Below are 18409 nucleotides of genomic sequence, written 5' to 3' on the forward strand. Positions count from 1 at the left end.
CCATACGCCCGGTGTCACGGGTTAACGTTTAAGGGATTTCAGTATGGGTATGCTTAAAAATTTCACAATTCGCGCGGTAATGCTGACAATACTCGGGCTGTTTTGCCTGCTGTGGAGCGGAATCGGGCTGTTCAGTATTCATTCGCTCAATTCGTTGAGTGACGGCAACGATGTCGATCGCCATATCGTGGAGCAGATGACCGCGTTGAGTAAGGGCAACGATCAGTACTTTCGTATGATTACGCGCCTGTCGCGCGTCATGGAGAAAAAAGCGGCAGGCACAGCGCAAAACGATGAGGCTTTCGCGCCCGTACAGCAGGCACTGGACAGTATGTCTCAGCAACTGACCCTGTTCAAACAGCTCTCTCCCGGCCCAATGGATGCAGCCGTTGCCAATGACGTTATTGATAAATGGCAAAAACTGCTCGACCAGGGCGTGACGGTTCAGCTTCAGCGTGCCCGCCAGGATTCGCTGGACAGCTATCGCCAACAGGCAAATGACGTCACCCCCGCGCTGAGCCGTGCCTTTGGTGCCAGTACTGAAAACTTCAATAAAGTGGCAAGTGTCAAACTGGGTCAAACGCGGGTTGAAGTCGATCGCATGACCGCGATGACCAAAACCCTGATTTCAGTCACCGTGGTGATTGGCTTGCTGATTCTGCTGTTTACCGACCGTTATCTGGTAAAAATGTTGGTTAAGCCGCTGGAAAAAATTCGCGAACATTTTTCAGTCATCGCCAAAGGCGATCTCAGCAAGCCGGTTGAAGATATGGGCCGTAACTGCGTCGGCAAACTGGTGCCCTTACTGAGCGCCATGCAGGACAGCCTGCGCGAAGCCGTCAGTGCGATTCGTAGCGGCACGGAAAACATTTCACGCGGAGCCGCTGAGATTTCGATTGGGAATAACGATCTGTCTTCACGCACGGAAGAGCAGGCTGCCGCGCTGGAGCAAACCGCAGCCAGTATGGAACAACTGACGGCGACCGTGAAATTCAATGCGGAAAATGCGCGTCAGGCCAGTACCCTGACCGAAGCCGCAACGATCACGGCCAAACAGGGCGGTAGTCTTGTCGGTGAAGTGGTCACCACGATGAACGGAATCTCTGACAGTTCGAAGAAAATTGCAGAGATTACTAACGTCATCAACAGCATTGCGTTCCAGACCAATATCCTCGCGCTTAACGCCGCAGTAGAAGCCGCCCGCGCCGGGGAACAGGGCCGTGGCTTTGCCGTTGTGGCCAGTGAGGTCAGAAATCTGGCCCAGCGTAGTGCGGGTGCGGCAAAAGAGATCGCTGGCCTGATTGCGGATTCCGTTGAGCGCGTGGAAAAGGGGGCGCAACTGGTCAGCACGACCGGCGGCACCATGAGCGGTATTCTGAAATCGGTGCAGGATGTTGACGCGATCATGAAGCAAATCGCGGCCGCCTCAGAAGAACAAAGCAAAGGCATTTCGCAGGTTGGCACGGCGGTAACGGAAATGGACAGCGTAACCCAACAAAACGCCGCGCTGGTGGAAGAAGTCTCCGCCGCCGCCAGTGCGCTGGCGCTGCAGACGGAAGCCTTGCAGGCCTCTGTCGCACAGTTCCGCCTGTCCAGCGATGCGCCCCTGGCACCGACGTCAACGCGGAAGCCGCCCTCACAGCCGGCCAGCCCAACGACCTCATTCCAGCCTAAAGCCGCGTCGGCGGATAACGGCGATTGGGTAACTTTCTAAACCCGCATCTGACCACCGCCTTCATCGCGAAGGCGGTTTTTACTGCCTGTATCCCATCACTCCGCCGCCAGATAACACAGCTTCTCTGCCACCTGGTATGACTTCACAAAGGAGGTCACGGGCAGGAACTCAAAGCGCGAATGGAAGTTATGCGCGCCAGTAAAGAAGTTGGGTGTTAACAGACCTTTCGCCGACAAAGCCGCGCCATCGGTGCCGCCGCGCATGGGGATCACCTTAGGCGCAATATCCAGCGCTTGCAGGGCGGCGAAAATCAGATCAACCGCCCGACGATCTTCACCCATCGCATTGCTGATATTGCTGTAAATATCGCGAAGGGTTAGCTCAACTTTGCCCGTGGGATAGCGCGCGGCGATGATATCTCTGACCGCCTGCAACTGCTGTTTGCGTGCAGCAAAGCCTGCCAGATCAAAATCGCGAATCGAGGCGTTAAGCGTGGCAATGCTGGCGTTGGCCTGCATCTCGTTAAACCAGATATAGCCTTCGCGACCTTCGGTATGTTCCGGCGTCGCCTGCCGGTCGAAGTGGCTGATAAAATCGTGAGCCATCAGTAAGGGATTGACCAGCACGCCCTTGCCCGACATCGGATGCGCCGGCACACCGGTAAAGCGGATTTCTGCTGCGGCCGCGTTGAAGTTCTCATAAACGACTTCGCCCAGCTCGCAGCAATCAATCGTCCAGGCGAAATCCACATTAAAACGGGTTTCAAGATCCAGCGCTTTCGCGCCGCGCAGCCCGATCTCCTCATCCGGCACGAACGCCACCACGACGTCGCCGTGTTTGCCCTGCAAATTCTCCATCAGCGTCATGACGACGCTCACGGCCGCCTTGTTATCGGCGCCCAGCACGCTGGTGCCGTCGCTGAAAATAATCTGCTGGCCGATATAGGCCGCGATCTCCGGGTGCGCATCCCGACGTAACCAGATGTCCTGCTGTGGGTTCAGACAAAGGTCTTCACCCTGCCAGGTGAGGATCTGCGGGTGAATGTCAGGGGACAGCCCCACGTCAACCGTGTCGATATGGGTGATAAACCCCACGCGCGGCGCATCGGGGCAGTTTCCTCGTTTCAGCGCCGTTACCGTGGCATGTTCATCAATCACAACCTGCTCAAGGCCAAGGTCGCGTAATTCGTCCGCCAGCAGCTGCGCCATCGCGTGCTGGCTGGGGGTGCTGGGTAAGGTGCTGGACTTTGCATCACTTTGGCTGCTTACCGCCAGGTAACGAAAAAAACGCGTAATGAGTTGCGCCTGAAGTTTGTCGGTCATCACTAATCCTTATTAGTTGACGTACTGCGGGGTTCGCTATGGTGGTGATTCATGCTATCTATCAAAGCGCTAAATCATTCATTTAGATATTCAGACTAACGGAAGTCAACAGAAAGCGAGGACAATAATGAGAAACAGGTTTACGACCCTGGCACTGCTTACTGCAGGTGTGGCTCTGGCGGGCGGCGTTCATGCAAAAACGCTGGTGTACTGCTCCGAAGGCTCCCCTGAAAATTTTAATCCGCAACTTTACACCTCGGGAACCAGCGTGGATGCCAGTGCTGTACCGGTATTCAATCGCCTGGTGGACTTCAAACCGGGCACGACCGAACTGATTCCCAGCCTGGCAGAACGTTGGGATATCAGCCCGGACGGCAAGGTTTATACCTTTTATCTTCGGCACAACGTCAAATTTCAGAGCAATAAGCAGTTTACGCCCAGCCGCGATTTCAACGCAGATGATGTGATCTTCTCGTTTATGCGGCAAATGGACAGCAAAAATCCCTATCATGCGGTCTCTGGTGGCAATTATTCCAACTTCGACAGCCTGCAGTTGGCGACGCTTATCACCCATATCGATCGCATCGACGATCACACCGTGCGCTTCACCCTGGCCCATCCGGAGTCGCCGTTTTTGGCCGACCTGGCCTGGTACTTTGCCTCTGTCCATTCAGCGGAATACGCGGACAAGATGCTAAAGGCCGGCACGCCAGAGAAGGTGGATATGGACCCGATAGGCACCGGACCTTTCCAGCTAGTGCAGTATCAAAAAGATTCACGCATTCTCTATAAGGCGTTTCCTGACTACTGGCAGGGGAAAGCCAAACTGGATAGGCTGATTTTCAGCATCACGCCGGATGCCGCCGTGCGCTACGCCAAACTGGAAAAAAATGAGTGTCAGGTGATGCCATTCCCTAATCCGGCCGACCTGGACAAAATGCGACAGAACAAGGCGATCACGCTCAAACAGGCAGCAGGGCTGAATACCGGTTTTCTCGCATTCAACACCATTAAAGCGCCCACTGATAATGTGAAAGTCCGTCAGGCGCTGGCCATGGCGATAAACAAACCCGCCATTATTGAGGCCATTTTTAAAGGCACGGGCACGGTCGCCAAAAATATTCTTCCGCCTGGCGTCTGGAGCGCAGACAAGGATCTCAAAGACTACGATTACGATCCGGAAAAGGCTAAAGCCCTGCTGGCCGAAGCGGGTGTGAAACCGGGAACGGAAATCGCGCTGTGGGCGATGCCGGTTCAGCGCCCCTATAATCCGAATGCGCGCCGGATGGCGGAGATGATTCAGGCCGACTGGGCAAAAGTCGGCATCAAGGCCAACATCGTGAGTTATGAATGGGGCGAATACCTCAAACGCGTGCGCAACGGTGAACATCAGGCTGCTCTGATGGGCTGGACAACGGCGACGGGCGATCCGGATAACTTTTTCGGACCGCTCTATACCTGCACCGCGGCGAAAGGCGGTTCAAACTCATCAAAGTGGTGCTATCAGCCGTTTGAAACCCTGATCACCCAAGCCCGGGCCGAACCGGATCAGCGCAAACGGACTCAAATGTACCTGCAGGCGCAGCAGATCATGCATGACCAGATGCCCGCCGTCATGATTGCCCACTCCACCATTTATGAACCGATACGCACGACGGTCAGCGGTTATGAAGTGGATCCCTTCGGCAAGCATATTTTTTATCAGGTCGATATCAAGCCGTAATCCATGATGCGGCGGCTCACAGGGACGTGTGCCGCCTTGCCTGCAAAATGTCAGATATGTTGTACAGTTAAGAGTATGTTTGGTGTTCAGAAGGGAAATAACATGGCGAACGGTTGGGCTTCAGAAGGGGCGGTTCAGGAACAGATCGACAGTACCGTTAACGACGGGATCGAACGCGTGCGCCAGTCGATCGGTCAGGGCGAAAGCGCCACGGAATGTGAACTGTGCGGCGAACCGATACCGGCGGCGCGCCGTCAGGCACTGAAAGGCGTGCGCTACTGTGTCACCTGTCAGGAAAAAATCGATAAGCAGCAAAAAGAAACCAGCCTTTACAACCGTCGCGGCAGTAAAGACAGCCAGCTTCGCTGACTTATGATCCCGGCATGGCCAGGCCGCTGCCGATGAACCAGGCGAGAAAACCGATGCCGGCCACGATGATAGCAATGGGGAACAACAGACCAATTCTCATGTTTATCCTGTGAGTCTATTCAGGGATTAAGCCAGCCGTAACACGGCGTGATGGTTCTTCAGCAACGTAAACAGTTCAAACTGGGTCGCCTCATTTACCGCACGCCGTATCTCGCCTTTGGTGTAAATCATTGTGTGGATATGACCCAGTTGACGCCACACAACAATCGCCGAGGCCACAAGCGCGCAGGTATTCTCTGCCTGCACACATTCTACTGTGGCATGGCAGGCATCGTCTAAGTCATTGAGAAAAATTTTCACCCCATCAGTGGGCAAGATCGCCCGAATATCATCCAGCATGACCCAGCTGACGCTGCGTGACAAATATAGAGTTAACCACTTCCTCGTCATTATGACACCTGACGTTAACGATTTTCTCCGTTATACGGGGTAAACATAGGTAATGGAAGTGTTGAGAATAGGGTAATGATATTTAACGAACTTTTTTAGCTTATTAACGGCAGGCGAATTCCCAGACGTTTTATACCTTAACGATGCGGCTTAAATAACCAATTTACACGTGCCAATTTTATACCGGCCAATACGCTGTCTCAGGTTACGACGTTAAAAACGCAGGGGGCAGCGCGTGTTCCGTTATTTAATGTTTAGGGTTGTCTGTGACCTTAATTCACTGACTCGTGCTGGCTAACGTCGGGCAGGCTGGTGACGCGGCGTGATCGATGACGCAGATAACCGCCAACGCGCGGCGGCATTATCCCGGTGCCGGTAGCCGAGCGGCTGTTTTCACGCATTGTGTCTGTGAGGAATAAACCAGAGCAGGCTCCGTCATCACGAAGCCTGCTGTTGTCACCCGTTGGAACGCAGTTGCGGATAACGTTTGAAAATATAAATACACCATAACAGCGCCGCGAGTCCGATGATCGCTCCCACATTACCCACATCAGACAGGCTCATGTAAGCGCTGACCTGGCTGCCTAATAGCGCGCCCGCACCAATACCGATATTATAAATACCGGACATCAATGACATCGCGACGTCCGTCGCGTCCGAGGCTAAAGACAGCACGCGGATTTGCATCGCCAGGCCAATCATCATCATTGCCATTCCCCAGACCACGCACAGGGTAATGATTGCGCCGGGCCGGACTGCGGCGAAGATTAACAGTCCCATGCACAGCGTCACCAGCGCGATAGCGGCAATCAGCAACGCAGAGGGGAATTTTTTCCCCAGCGAACTGAATAACAGGCTGCCAATAATGCCCGCCGAACCGAACAGCAGCAGCAGTAAGGTGGTGAACCCCTCGCTGGCATTAGCAACGAGCTGCATAAAAGGCTCAATATAGCTGTAGGCCGTATAGTGCGCGGTCACAATTAACGTCACCAGCAGATACATCCCGACCAGCGCCGGTCGGCGGAACAGCAGGGGAACGCTGCTAAGCGAACCCGTGTGCTCGCTGGGCAACCGTGGCAGGATACGCGCCAGCATAATCATCAGCACCAGGGCGGACAGCCCGATCACGCCAAACGTTGTGCGCCAGCCCAGCGCCTGACCGACCACGCGTCCAATCGGCACGCCCAAAACCATTGCCAGCGCGGTGCCGGTTGCCAGCATGCTGAGTGCCTGGGTTTTTTTACCTGCGGGGGCAACACGAATTGCCAGCGATGCTGTAATTGACCAAAACACCGCATGGGACAACGCAATTCCCACACGGGATACGATCAGGGAGGTAAAACTCCACGCAAACGTAGAAAGCACATGACTGGCAATAAAGACGATAAACAGAACCGTTAACAGGAGCCGGCGTTCAATATTCCGCGTCAGCAGCATCAAAGGCAGTGACAGTAAGGCCACCACCCAGGCATAGATCGTCAGCATAATGCCCACTTCAGACGTTTTCATCGAAAAGCCTGCGGCAATATCGGACAGTAAACCGACCGGCACGAATTCGGTGGTATTGAACACAAAAGCGGCGATGGCCAACAGCACCACGCGTAGCCAGGCCGTTTTACGGGAAACAGTTGTTAATGGCATGAGAAGTTAAATCAGTCTGTGCGTCAAAAAGGAGTCAGGGCGATCACCCCATGATAGTGACCTGCGTCACACTTTAGCGGTTATTGTGGAGGAATTACGCGCCGGGTGGAACCACCAGGCGCAGATTAAGATGAAATTTTTTTGCCCGATACGGCCGTATGGCGTTTACGGCTCGCGATGACGCTGTCCGGGCATCATCCGCAGCAGCGTATTGTCCTTCAGGGCGTAATGATGAAACAGCGCCGCCGCCACATGTAAGCCAATCAGCCAGTAGCCAAGTGGGGCCAGCGTTTCGTGCCAGTCGGTCAGCGTATCCGACAGATCAAAGTCAGGTTCGGCCGCCACCGGCATCGGTATACCAAATAACTGCCACTCGCGACCTTTCAGATAACGCGATGCCAGTCCCAGCACCGGAAGCGTGATGAAAAGCGCATAAATCAGCGTATGCGTCAGGTGAGCCAGCCCGGTTTGCCAGCGCGGCACCGGAGGAACAATGGCGGGACTACGATGACGGAGTTTCAGCAGTAATCGCGACAGCATCACCACCAGAATCGTCGCCCCGGCGCTGAAATGCGTCACCATCATCGCAAAGCGCTGCCAGGAACCCCGCTCGACATAGCCACGTAACTCCATCGTGGCATAGGCAATGATGAGCAGCAGAACAGTAAGCCAGTGAAGCGCAATTTGAGACGATGCGAATTTATTACGCATGGTAGAGCCCTGTATGAAAGTAAGGGTTCTAAGATAACGGAAAAAAATGAAAAAGCTTAACGAAATGACGACTCTGTGGGATGACAGACCAACCGCAGACAGCAGACTCGGGGGCAGAGAAGGCGAGGATAACCGGCACACGGGCTGGGCTGAGAATGGCGGCCAGCAACCGCCATACTGACGTCAAACGGGCGTTGCGTAATCAGAAATCCACGCCGTGTTTAAGCGCCACACTGTCCTGAGTGTGCACATTTTTACCCGGGGCAACCGGGCAACACGCATCGCACCCTAATGAACCGGGATAGTACTTACGGGCCTGCTGAATGGCTGCGGTTGCGGAATAAAATGTGCCGAGAAACAGCCGACCTTCCAAATCCGGAAGATATTTACAGCCGCTTGCATGAACCACGTGATTATCGTTGTAGCCTGATTGTTTGTTGACGTAATAGTATCGCGCCATTAGGTCTCCCCCTTGCTGTGAATTCAAAGATGACATTAATCTTTGGGATCAAACCGATTATAGCGGGGAAACGCGTGCTTTAGGCAATCATACTGATAATACGGACAATTCTTGTACGGGCCGCATTCCGGGCAGTCAAACACCCGGAATATTCATTAAGTTTTGCTAGAGTTTGCGGCGGTGCAGCTGCCAGGCAACCCACAACGCTAACAGCAGTAAAGCGGAGATAAACAGTGTCAGGCCGCCCCAGCCAAACTGATGCCAGAAAAAGCCGCCAGCCGTACCCGCCACGCTTGAGCCGACGTAATAGCTGAACAGATAGAGCGAAGAAGCCTGACCTTTTGCCCGACGAGCGCGTGGGCCAATCCAGCCGCTCGCCACGGAGTGCGCAGCAAAAAATCCTGCCGTAAACAGCATCATACCAATGAAGATCAGCACGATACCGTTAAATGCCGTCAGCAGTAACCCCATCAGCATAATAAAGGTCGAGCCAAACATAACCGGGCCGCGCCCAAACCGGCTGGTTAACGCGCCGGCTTTCGGGGAACTCCATGACCCGGTCAGATAAACCACCGACAGCAAGCCCACCACAGCCTGACTTAAATGCCACGGCGCGCCCAACAGGCGATAGCCAATATAGTTGAACAGCGTCACAAAGGCGCCCATCAGCAGCAGGCCTTCGGCAAACAGCAGCGGCAATCCCGCATCGCGCCAGTGCAGACGGAAGTTAATGGTCAGATGGCGCGGGCGCAGCGAGGCCGGACGGAAATGGCGCGATTCCGGTAAGATTTTCCAGAACATCAGGGCAGCGGCGAGGGCAAAACAGCCAATGGCCGCAATGGCTATGCGCCATGAAAAGAAGTCAGTTAATACACCGCTTATCAGGCGGCCGCTCATGCCGCCAATCGAGTTTCCGCTGATGTACAGCCCCATCGAAAAGGCCACCACGCTGGGATGAATCTCTTCACTCAGATAGGTCATGCCCACCGCGGCCACACCGCTCAGCGATAAGCCGATCAAGCCCCGCATCAGTAAAATGCCGTGCCAGCTGGTCATAGTGGCAGAGAGCAGGGTACAGATTGCGGCCAGCATGAGCGCCGTTACCATCACGGACTTCCGTCCTATGGCATCGGACAGCGGGCCTGTCACCAGTAATCCCAGGGCCATCATGGCGGTGGAAATGGAAAGCGAAATACTGCTCGCGGCGGGAGAAATGCCAAACTGTGCAGAGAGCACCGGCAGAATAGGCTGCACGCAATACAGCAGGGCAAAGGTGGCCAGCCCGGCAGAAAACAAGGCGAGCGTGACGCGCATAAAAAGCCGGGTGCCGCGCACAATCCAGTCAGACGAGGAAGCCTCAGACTGCGCAGGCATGTCGCTGTCCAGCGGCACCGCAGGTGAAGAGCGATTCACAGGGGATCCTTATGAGTAAAAACAGAGTGTTACTGTAGAAAAGGTCTATTAGGTTGTCTAATATATTAATCATCTTAAATAAGACGTTTAACCTATGAATATTGAACTGCGTCACCTGCGCTATTTTATTGCCGTTGCGGAAGAGCTGCACTTTGGCCGCGCAGCCCAGCGCTTACACATCTCCCAGCCGCCGTTGAGTCAGCAAATCATGCAGCTTGAAGCGGAAACCGGCGCGCAGCTGTTTAACCGCACCAACCGTAGCGTGCAGCTTACGCCGGCCGGCGCGCAGTTTTTACAGGATGCGCGGGCAATCCTGTTACAGGTCGAGCAGGCAACCCAGCGCGCTGCGCGTCTGCATCGCGGTGAAGAAGGAGAGCTGCGCATTGGATTTACCTCCTCTGCGGCTTTTATTGGCGTGATGTCAGATGCGCTTTATGTGTTTCGCCAGCGCTGGCCCAACGTACATGTTCAGATGCAGGAAATTAACACCCGTCAGCAGCTGGCTCCGCTGCATGAGGGCAAGCTGGACCTCGGCGTCATGCGCAACACGCCGCTCCCCGCCGATTTGCATCATCAGCTTTTGCTGCGCGAGCCATTGTGCGCCGTGGTGCATAAAGCCCATCCGCTGGCGACGGCAGGGCGGATCACCTTGCAGGCGCTGGCGCGGGAACCCTTTGTGTTTTTTGATCCTCAGGTGGGAACGGCACTGTACAGCGAAATCCTGGATTTGCTTCAGCGCTATCAGATCCGGCCCTACATTACCCAGGAAGTGGGCGAGGCCATGACTATTCTCGGACTGGTCGCGACCGGGCTGGGTGTATCTATCTTGCCTGCCTCCTTCAGCCACGCGCGTCTGGCAAACGTGGTGTGGTTACCGCTGGAGGAGCCTGATGCGCAGTCGGAGATGTGGCTGGTCTGGTCGGGCGAACGCGAAATGAGTGCGCAGATGGCGCATATGATGGCGTTACTGCGCCGTGAGTGACAATTTATCCGCCAAAGCCAGAAAAATTATGTGTGTTAAATCACATATCTAAGCAAATATTTGCCGCAAAAAGTGAATCTGCCGCACCATAGCGGATATTTATTTAGAAGCGCGAAAATAACCGGAGCAGGGTGTGAGTTCGGACAGTCAACCTGGCCATATTGACCAAATTAAACAAATTAATGCTGGCGTCGTTTACCGGTTAATCGATCAGCATGGGCCAGTCTCGCGTATTGAACTGTCCAAACGGGCCCAGCTGGCGCCTGCCAGTATTACCAAAATCGTGCGGGAAATGCTGGATGCCCACCTGGTTCAGGAAACCGAGTTTCAGGAGCCAGGCGCTCGCGGCCGTCCGGCGATTGGTTTAATCCTTGATACGGACGCCTGGCACTATCTGGCGATTCGTCTGCACCGTGGCATATTGACGCTGACCTTGCGTGACCTCAGCAGCAGGGCGCTGGTCGAAGACAACCTGCCGCTCATTGATGACGCCACGGAGCCGCTGCTGACGCGGTTGACCGACCATGTTGACGCGTTTTTTATCCGTCATCAGAAACGGCTGGAAAGGCTGACCGCCATTGCCATCACCCTACCGGGGCTGATTAATGCCGCATCCGGTGTGGTGCACCGTCTACCCGGCTATACCTGCCATGACATGCCGTTGGGCAGCACCCTGGCGGCGCGGACCGGCCTGCCGGTATTTATCCAGCACGATATCTCCGCCTGGACGCTTGCCGAGTCGCTGTTTGGTGCGTCACGCGGTGCGCAGGACGTGATTCAGATTGTGATCGACGAAACGGTAGGGGCTGGCGTGATCACTGGCGGTCAGCTGTTGCACAAAAGCGGACGCGCGCTGGTGGAAGTCGGCCACACACAGGTCGATCCTTACGGCCAGCAATGCTACTGCGGCAATCACGGCTGTCTTGAAACAGTCGCCAGTACCGGCAGCCTGCTGGCGCTGATTGCGCACCGACTTCCGGGTCAGCCCGACAGCCTGTTACACCATCAGCCCTTAACGCTTTCTGCCGTTTGTGAGGCAGCACAGAGCGGCGACAGGCTGGCGCGGGATGCCATCGCGACAGTGGGGCATCATGTTGGCAGGATCCTCGGCATGATGGTCAATATCTTTAATCCTCAACAAATTCTTATCGGTTCTCCGCTAAATCAGGCGGCAGATGTTCTCTTTCCGGCAGTACAAAATACCATTCACCAGCAGTCTTTACCTGCATACAGCGCAGTGATTCAGCTTGCACCCACTGAATTTACTGAGCCAGGTACGCTGGGTGCGGCCGCGTTGATCAAGGATTCGCTTTACAGCGGCTACCTGTTAATTAAGTTACTGCAAGGTTAAGCAACACTAACCTTGCGCTAACGCAATCTGCTCCCCCTTTTCCTTCCTTAGAATGATCATTCGCATGAAAGCCGAATCGTCAGTGAGCTGACACCGCTTGTGAAGGAGAAGTAGAGTGAAAACGCTATTTATTACCGGAACCGATACCGAAGTGGGGAAAACCGTGGTCGCACGCGCCCTGCTGCAAAGTTTTACCCAGGCGAACGAGCGGGCTGCGGGCTACAAACCTGTTGCCCGCTGGGGCGTCAAAACAGAAGAGGGCCTGAGAAACAAGGATGGGTTGTTTTTGCAGAGCGCCTCTTCCCTTGCGCTGCCTTATCAGGCAGTGAATCCGGTCATTTTTGAGAAAGAAGAAATCTGCGGCTATCCGCCCAATAAGGTCGATTATGCGAAAATCACGCAGGGGCTTCAGCATCTCAATCAGCTTGCCGATCGCGTGGTGGTCGAGGGCACCGGGGGCTGGCGCAGCCTGATGAACGATGCCCAGCCGCTGTCGGCCTGGGTGATCGAGCAGCAACTGCCCGTCATCTTAGTGGTCGGGATTAAGTTAGGTTGTATCAGCCATGCGCTACTGACCGCTCAGGCGATCCAGGCCGACGGATTGCCGCTGGCCGGATGGGTGGCTAATCGTATTAATCCGGGGCTGGCGCACTATGCCGATATCATTTCCGTCCTGCGTGAACAGATTACGGCACCGCTTCTCGGTGAGTTGCCTTATTTGCCCCGCGCAGAGCAGCGCGATCTGTCCCGTTATCTGGATATCTCCCTGCTGAATAGCGATAACCTGCACTACGCCCGGACAAAAACAGCCTGAGAGAACCAGAGCAGGATGGCGCCACGCGCGCGACGGTGCCATTCATCAGAGATAACTGACCAACAGTGATACGGAATGAGAGGCAGGATTAAGTGGGCCGCAACCAACGTGCGGCCCTGATTCATTATGGATTCAGGCGGCGACGGGTGCGCCCGGAGCTGAGATAATCAGCAATGTAGTCCTGGGAAATCTCGCCACTGTAACGGCCATCTTCGTCCACAATCGGCATCCAGACGGTGTTGTGTTCATAGAGTTTCGACAGAACCACACGCAGGTTTTCTTCTGCTTTGCCGGTCACTTTAAACGTATGCAGCATCTCTTCACAGCGCCCGCTCGCGTGACGCGCCTCACGGCGTTTCACAAATCCTAACGGCTTGCCGTCGTCGTCAACCACGGTGATGGAACGCATGTCGTTTTCGTCCATGGTGCCAAAAGCCTCCGTTAACGGCGTCGAGCGTTTTACCGTGATGGTGGGTTGTTGGTCGGTCACGTCGCCTGCCTGTACCAGCAGCAGACGTTTCAACGTACGGTCCTGGCCAACAAAGGAGCCGACAAAATCGTTAGCCGGCGTCGCCAGCAACTCATCGGGGCTGGCGCACTGGACAATTTTGCCCTGGCCGAAGACCGCGATGCGGTCGCCAAGTTTGAGTGCTTCATCAATGTCGTGGCTGACCAGCATCACCGTTTTCTTCAACTGACGCTGCATATCCAGAAACTCATTCTGAATAACTTCCCGGTTAATTGGGTCAACCGCGCCGAAAGGCTCATCCATCAGCAGTACCGGCGGATCAGCCGCCAGCGCGCGAATCACCCCAATGCGCTGCTGTTGTCCACCGGACATTTCACGCGGGTAGCGATGCAGAAACTTATTCGGATCCAATGCCACCATGCTCATTAACTCCGTTGCCCGCTCGCGGCACTGCTTTTTATCCCAGCCCAGCATGCGTGGCACCACGGTGATGTTCTCTTCAATCGTCATATTGGGGAACAGACCAATTTGCTGGATCACGTAACCAATATTGCGACGCAGGGTGGTGGTATCCTGAGTGCTGGTGTCTTCCCCGTTGATGAGAATCCGCCCGCTGGTAGAGGGAATTAAGCGGTTAATCATTTTCAGCGTGGTGGTTTTGCCACAGCCCGAAGGCCCAAGCAGCACGCACATCTCGCCAGCAGGAACCTCAAGACTCACATTGTCCACCGCTTTCATCAGCGTGCCGTTTTTCTGGCTGAAGGTTTTCGTCAGATTTTCAAGTTTTATCATTATCGAATTCCCTTAGGAGTCAGCGCCAGCTGCAAACGGTGCAGCAGCCAGTCAAGAACAATCGCCAGCAGGCAAATCATCAGCGCCCCGGCAATCAGCATACGAATATCACTGCCGCTAATGCCATCCAGCAGCAGCATGCCCAGCCCGCCAGCACCAATCACCGCCGCGATAGCCATTACGCCAACGTTCATGACCACGGCGGTGCGAATACCACCAAAAATCACCGGAAGCGCCATCGGGATCTCAACCCAACGCAGGCGCTGCCAGAACGTCATGCCAATGCCACGACCCGCTTCACGCAGGCCGTCCGGCAGATTTTCCAATGCGGTATGCGTGTTGCGCACAATCGGCAGTAATGAATACAGGAAGACCGCCGTGATAGCCGGTAGCGCACCAATCCCTTTCCCAATCAGCGAGAAAAGCGGAATCATCAGGCCAAACAACGCAATCGTCGGGATGGTCAGTACAACGGTGGCAATGCCGAGCACCGGCGTGGCCAGCCATTTAAAGCGCACAATTAAAATCCCAAGGGGTACGCCAATAACAATCGCGCATCCTACTGCAACCAGCACCAGCCAGGTATGTTGCCAGGTCAGCGTGAGCAGGTTATTCCAGTTATCAATGATGTAATGAAGGGTATCCACGATGCCTCCTTACAGCATGTTTTTGGATTGAAGGAAATCGCGCGCCACCTGTTCAGGCGACTGGTGATCGATGTCCACGCGCTTGTTCATCTCGGTAATGGCCTCATCGGTGATCAGCGGGGAAAGCTGATTCAGGGCGGCTTCAAGACCGGGATGGCTCGCCAGCACGTCTTGACGCACAACCGGCGTCACGTTGTAGCTGGGGAAAAAGTGTTTATCGTCTTCCAGCACCTTGAGATCGAAACCTTTCACGCGCCCGTCCGTGGTGTAGATCAGGCCGGCATCCACAAAACCATCGCGCACGGCGTTATAGACCAGCCCCGGATCCATCTGGCGAATCTGAGGCCTGTCGAGCGTCAGGTTGTAGGTCTTCTGCAGTGGCTTCATGCCGTCTGAACGGCCATAAAATTCCAGGTCCAGCCCGAGTCGCCAGTTATGTTTCGGATCTGTTTTACGCACCTGATCCATTTTGGCCACCAGTTGCGACAGCGTCGAAATACCTTCTTTTTCCGCGCGCGCGCGCTGCATGGCAAAGGCATAGGTGTTATTCATCGGGGCGGGATTGAGCCAGATAAGACCCAGTTTGCCGTCCAGATTTTTCACGGTTTTATAGGCGTCCTCGGAAGACATCGGTTTATTAATATGGTTGAAGATGATCAGTGAGGTACCGGTATATTCCCAGGTCATGTCGATCTGCTTGTTAATCATGGCATTACGACTAATGGTGGTGGCGATGTTGCGTTTCGGGATGACCTCAAAGCCTTTCTTTTGCAGCCACATAACCGTCATGGCCGAAAGAATATGTTGCTCGGTAAAGCTTTTTGTCGCGAGCACCAGCGGCGTGGCCGCCTGCACGCTTTGGCTAAGTGCCATTGAGGCCACCAGTGCCAGGGTAGAGCTCTTAATCCAGCGCGTTAGCATTACAAACCCCTTATCGTTATGCCGCAGCGTGCGGACTAAGGTAGCGCCCTAATGACGCCAGTAGCATATCCAGCACCAGTGCAACCAGCGCCGTAGCAACGGCACCCAGGATAAGCACAGGGAAGTCATTAAGATAAATGCCGGGGAAAATCAGTTCGCCAAAGCTGCTGGCGCCAATCAGGAAGGCGAGCGGGGCGGTGCCCACGTTAATGGCGGTGGCAATGCGCACGCCCGCAAGAATAACCGGCAGGGCGTTAGGAATCTCAACCTGACGCAAGCGCTGCCATTTGGTCATGCCGATGCCGTTCGCGGCTTCGATCAACGAAGGCGGTACGGCGCTGAGTCCGGAGTAGGTGTTACGGACGACAGGCAACAGTGATGCCAGAAACAGCGCGACCAGGGCGGGCTTATCACCAATGCCAATGACAACCATCGCCAGCGCCAGAACGGCAAGAGGAGGCAGCGTATTGCCGACGTTAAAGATTTGCATGACATATTCCGCCCAGCGCCGGGCAAAAGGGCGGCTGAGTAGAATACCGCTGGGTATACCGACCAGCAGGGCGAACAGCATCGACCAAAACACCAGAAACAGGTGCTGCTGTCCGAGGTAAATCAGATCGTCTTTGCGGGCGACCAGCGTATCCCAGCCAAGCCCCCATACCAGCGCACCTGCCACTGCGACCACAGCCAGCAGTGCCAGACCGGCACGCCTGGCCAGTGAAGCGTTATGCATACGGTTTCTCCCTGTTTACGGATCTGTTGTTATAGCTACCTAAACCAGCATGACAAAAGTGGCTATCGTCAGCGCCCCTTCCAAAACCATGCCGGTCGCTAAATGCGGCAAACCGCAGTGAATTTCTGCGTAATTTCACAAAGTGCGGAAAATACCGCTTTATTTCTATAGCAGCGGTAAGCGGAGCGCGCCAGCTTTTATCGGAAAAATCAGGAAGATAGCATGAGCCAAAAAACGCCTCAGCCCTTACAGCAACAGGTTTCAGAGTGAAACGACCTGAAAAGGCCTTTTTTAAGTGACAGTGTCACAATTTGGATTGAATCGGTTCCCGTCTGGTGAAATATGCGCTAGCCTTAGGGAACAAAAAAGGGAGCATCATGACCAACAGCACCTCCGAACCACGCCGTCGCCACTGGATTCTCTTTGCCTGTATGCTTGCCATGTTTATGGCTGCGATTGAAGTCACGATTGTGGCGACCGCAATGCCCACGATTGTGGCCGATCTCGGCGGTTTTTCGCAGTTTGGCTGGGTTTTCTCTGTCTATCTCCTTACCCAGGCGGTGAGCGTGCCGCTCTATGGCAGGCTGGCGGACCTGTGGGGCCGCAAAAAAATGCTGTTTCTGGGCATCGCGATCTTCCTTACCGGGTCGGTGCTCTGCGGTTTCGCCCACACGATGCTCTGGCTGATTGTCTTCCGGGCATTTCAGGGGCTAGGGGCGGGCGCGATCATGCCGCTGAGCTCCACCATCGTGGCAGACATCTATTCCCCCCGGGAACGCGCCAGCGTGCAGGGCTGGTTGTCCAGCGTCTGGGGCGTTGCGGCGATTGTCGGTCCGCTGTCCGGTGCCTGGCTGGTCCAGCACTTTAGCTGGTCCGTCATCTTCTGGGTCAACGTACCGATCGGCATCGTCAGCATGCTGATGCTGGCAGCCTTGCTGCCTGCCTATACGCAGACACAACCCTCCCAGTCTTTGAATCTGACCGGGAGCGGCTGGCTCACGCTGTGTATCAGCGCCGTTCTGATTGCGCTGCTGCAGGCGGAACAGCTTGGCTACTGGCTGCTGCTGTTCTTAGCCATTGGCCTGGTGGCTGGCTGGCAGTTAACCCGTCATGAGCAGCGCACCCGCTCGCCGCTGTTCCCGCTCAGCCTGTGGAAAAGCCCACTGATTATCGCGGGCAATCTCGGCAACTTCATCATTGGTGCAACCATGATGGGCGTCAGCGCTTTTCTGCCGACCTGGATTCAGGGCGTGACCGGCGGTTCGCCGCTTCAGGCCGGGACTGCGCTGGCTATGATGTCTGTCGGCTGGCCGCTGGCCAGTACGCTAAGTGGCCGTCTGATGCTGTTGACCTCCTACCGTTTTACCGCGCAGCTGGGCGCACTGTTATTAATCGGCGGCAGCGCCTTGCTACTGCTGTTGCACACAGAAAGCACGCTGTTCCAGGCGGGATTGACCGCCTTTGTCATCGGAACCGGCATGGGAATGACCAGCACGACATTTCTGGTATCTGTCCAGAATCATGCCGACTTTAACGTGCAAGGCATTTGTACAGCGTCGGTCATGTTTAGCCGTATGATTGGATCGGCGCTGGGGACAGCGGTGATGGGCGCGGTGCTTAACCTGAACCTGCAATGGCGGTTGCCCCATGCGCAGGATCCGGTTCAGCAAATCATGTCGCAGGAAACGCGCGACCGCCTGGCACCGGACGTGCTTCAGCCAATGCTGCAGGCAATAGCCGCATCGCTACATTGGGTCTTTATTGTGGCACTGGTCATTGCGTTCCTCACCCTGTGGGTGGCGTGGAAGATGCCGCGTCAGCAGCCGCAACAAACGGAATAGTGCGCTGAAACCTCAGGCGTGATGGTCAGAGAAGGGCCAGCAAAAGGCAGGAAAAGGCAGGAAAAGACAGGGCGACATCATCGTCGCCCTGAACA

General features: G+C 55.1%; 18 protein-coding genes. 7 read left to right on the plus strand and 11 right to left on the minus strand.

Annotation, left to right across the window (positions count from 1 at the left end; all coding sequences use genetic code 11):
- Positions 1–43 precede the first annotated feature (43 nt).
- A complete protein-coding gene (locus QLG08_RS04725; protein ID WP_013025862.1) occupies positions 44–1714 on the plus strand; it encodes a methyl-accepting chemotaxis protein in 1671 nt (556 codons plus the stop codon).
- Between the two features lie 56 nt (positions 1715–1770).
- Here the strand turns inward: QLG08_RS04725 and pepT are convergent, their stop codons facing one another.
- Positions 1771–2997, minus strand: a complete 1227-nt coding sequence (gene pepT, locus QLG08_RS04730; protein ID WP_110015143.1) for a peptidase T — start codon at positions 2995–2997, stop codon at positions 1771–1773.
- A 127-nt stretch (positions 2998–3124) separates the two neighbouring features.
- On the opposite strand from pepT, the gene QLG08_RS04735 reads away from it, so the two are divergent.
- Both QLG08_RS04735 and QLG08_RS04740 read left to right on the plus strand, forming a co-directional pair.
- Positions 3125–4720, plus strand: coding sequence for an ABC transporter substrate-binding protein (locus tag QLG08_RS04735; RefSeq protein ID WP_015700244.1), 1596 nt, complete (start codon positions 3125–3127; stop codon positions 4718–4720).
- 102 nt (positions 4721–4822) lie between these two features.
- Complete coding sequence (locus tag QLG08_RS04740; RefSeq protein ID WP_014605780.1) at positions 4823–5089, plus strand: DksA/TraR family C4-type zinc finger protein; 267 nt, start codon at positions 4823–4825, stop codon at positions 5087–5089.
- 1 nt (position 5090) lies between these two features.
- Here the strand turns inward: QLG08_RS04740 and QLG08_RS04745 are convergent, their stop codons facing one another.
- From QLG08_RS04745 to QLG08_RS04770, 6 genes are all read right to left on the minus strand, one after another.
- Positions 5091–5189: a YoaK family small membrane protein gene (locus tag QLG08_RS04745; RefSeq protein WP_015700245.1), complete on the minus strand. Its 99-nt coding sequence runs from the start codon at positions 5187–5189 to the stop codon at positions 5091–5093.
- A gap of 26 nt (positions 5190–5215) precedes the next feature.
- Entirely contained in the window at positions 5216–5539 is a 324-nt protein-coding gene (locus QLG08_RS04750) for a hypothetical protein (protein ID WP_282472821.1), read from the minus strand.
- A 456-nt stretch (positions 5540–5995) separates the two neighbouring features.
- The gene (locus QLG08_RS04755; RefSeq protein WP_014605781.1) at positions 5996–7180 is read right to left on the minus strand and encodes a sugar transporter; all 1185 of its coding nucleotides are present in this window, start codon (positions 7178–7180) and stop codon (positions 5996–5998) included.
- 165 nt (positions 7181–7345) lie between these two features.
- Complete coding sequence (gene cybB, locus QLG08_RS04760) at positions 7346–7891, minus strand: cytochrome b561 (RefSeq protein ID WP_014593771.1); 546 nt, start codon at positions 7889–7891, stop codon at positions 7346–7348.
- A gap of 202 nt (positions 7892–8093) precedes the next feature.
- On the minus strand, positions 8094–8351 hold the full coding sequence (locus tag QLG08_RS04765; RefSeq protein WP_014605782.1) for a hypothetical protein: 258 nt from the start codon (positions 8349–8351) through the stop codon (positions 8094–8096).
- Between the two features lie 165 nt (positions 8352–8516).
- The gene (locus QLG08_RS04770; RefSeq protein ID WP_238493372.1) at positions 8517–9764 is read right to left on the minus strand and encodes an MFS transporter; all 1248 of its coding nucleotides are present in this window, start codon (positions 9762–9764) and stop codon (positions 8517–8519) included.
- Between the two features lie 94 nt (positions 9765–9858).
- Between QLG08_RS04770 and QLG08_RS04775 the strand changes: the two genes are divergently transcribed.
- The 3 genes from QLG08_RS04775 (at position 9859) to bioD (ending at position 12911) form a co-directional block, all read left to right on the plus strand.
- On the plus strand, positions 9859–10746 hold the full coding sequence (locus QLG08_RS04775) for a LysR family transcriptional regulator (protein ID WP_014593769.1): 888 nt from the start codon (positions 9859–9861) through the stop codon (positions 10744–10746).
- Between the two features lie 133 nt (positions 10747–10879).
- A complete protein-coding gene (locus QLG08_RS04780) occupies positions 10880–12097 on the plus strand; it encodes an ROK family transcriptional regulator (RefSeq protein ID WP_015700249.1) in 1218 nt (405 codons plus the stop codon).
- A gap of 115 nt (positions 12098–12212) precedes the next feature.
- Positions 12213–12911: a dethiobiotin synthase gene (bioD, locus tag QLG08_RS04785; protein WP_013025851.1), complete on the plus strand. Its 699-nt coding sequence runs from the start codon at positions 12213–12215 to the stop codon at positions 12909–12911.
- 124 nt (positions 12912–13035) lie between these two features.
- Here bioD and osmV read toward each other — a convergent pair whose 3' ends face one another.
- The 4 genes from osmV to QLG08_RS04805 all read right to left on the minus strand — a co-directional run bounded on the left by osmV (position 13036) and on the right by QLG08_RS04805 (position 16473).
- On the minus strand, positions 13036–14172 hold the full coding sequence (osmV, locus tag QLG08_RS04790; RefSeq protein WP_013025850.1) for an osmoprotectant ABC transporter ATP-binding protein OsmV: 1137 nt from the start codon (positions 14170–14172) through the stop codon (positions 13036–13038).
- Positions 14172–14819, minus strand: coding sequence for an osmoprotectant ABC transporter permease OsmW (gene osmW, locus QLG08_RS04795; RefSeq protein WP_013025849.1), 648 nt, complete (start codon positions 14817–14819; stop codon positions 14172–14174). The genes osmV and osmW overlap by 1 nt, the downstream gene beginning before the upstream one ends.
- Before the next feature lie 9 nt (positions 14820–14828).
- On the minus strand, positions 14829–15692 hold the full coding sequence (locus QLG08_RS04800) for a glycine betaine ABC transporter substrate-binding protein (protein ID WP_227008738.1): 864 nt from the start codon (positions 15690–15692) through the stop codon (positions 14829–14831).
- A gap of 64 nt (positions 15693–15756) precedes the next feature.
- A complete protein-coding gene (locus tag QLG08_RS04805; RefSeq protein WP_013025847.1) occupies positions 15757–16473 on the minus strand; it encodes an ABC transporter permease in 717 nt (238 codons plus the stop codon).
- A gap of 377 nt (positions 16474–16850) precedes the next feature.
- Between QLG08_RS04805 and QLG08_RS04810 the strand changes: the two genes are divergently transcribed.
- The gene (locus QLG08_RS04810; protein WP_238493371.1) at positions 16851–18314 is read left to right on the plus strand and encodes an MDR family MFS transporter; all 1464 of its coding nucleotides are present in this window, start codon (positions 16851–16853) and stop codon (positions 18312–18314) included.
- The last annotated feature ends 95 nt before the right edge of the window (positions 18315–18409 follow it).

The sequence above is a fragment of the Pantoea sp. V106_11 genome, from assembly GCF_029967885.1.
GTDB lineage: Bacteria > Pseudomonadota > Gammaproteobacteria > Enterobacterales > Enterobacteriaceae > Pantoea > Pantoea ananatis.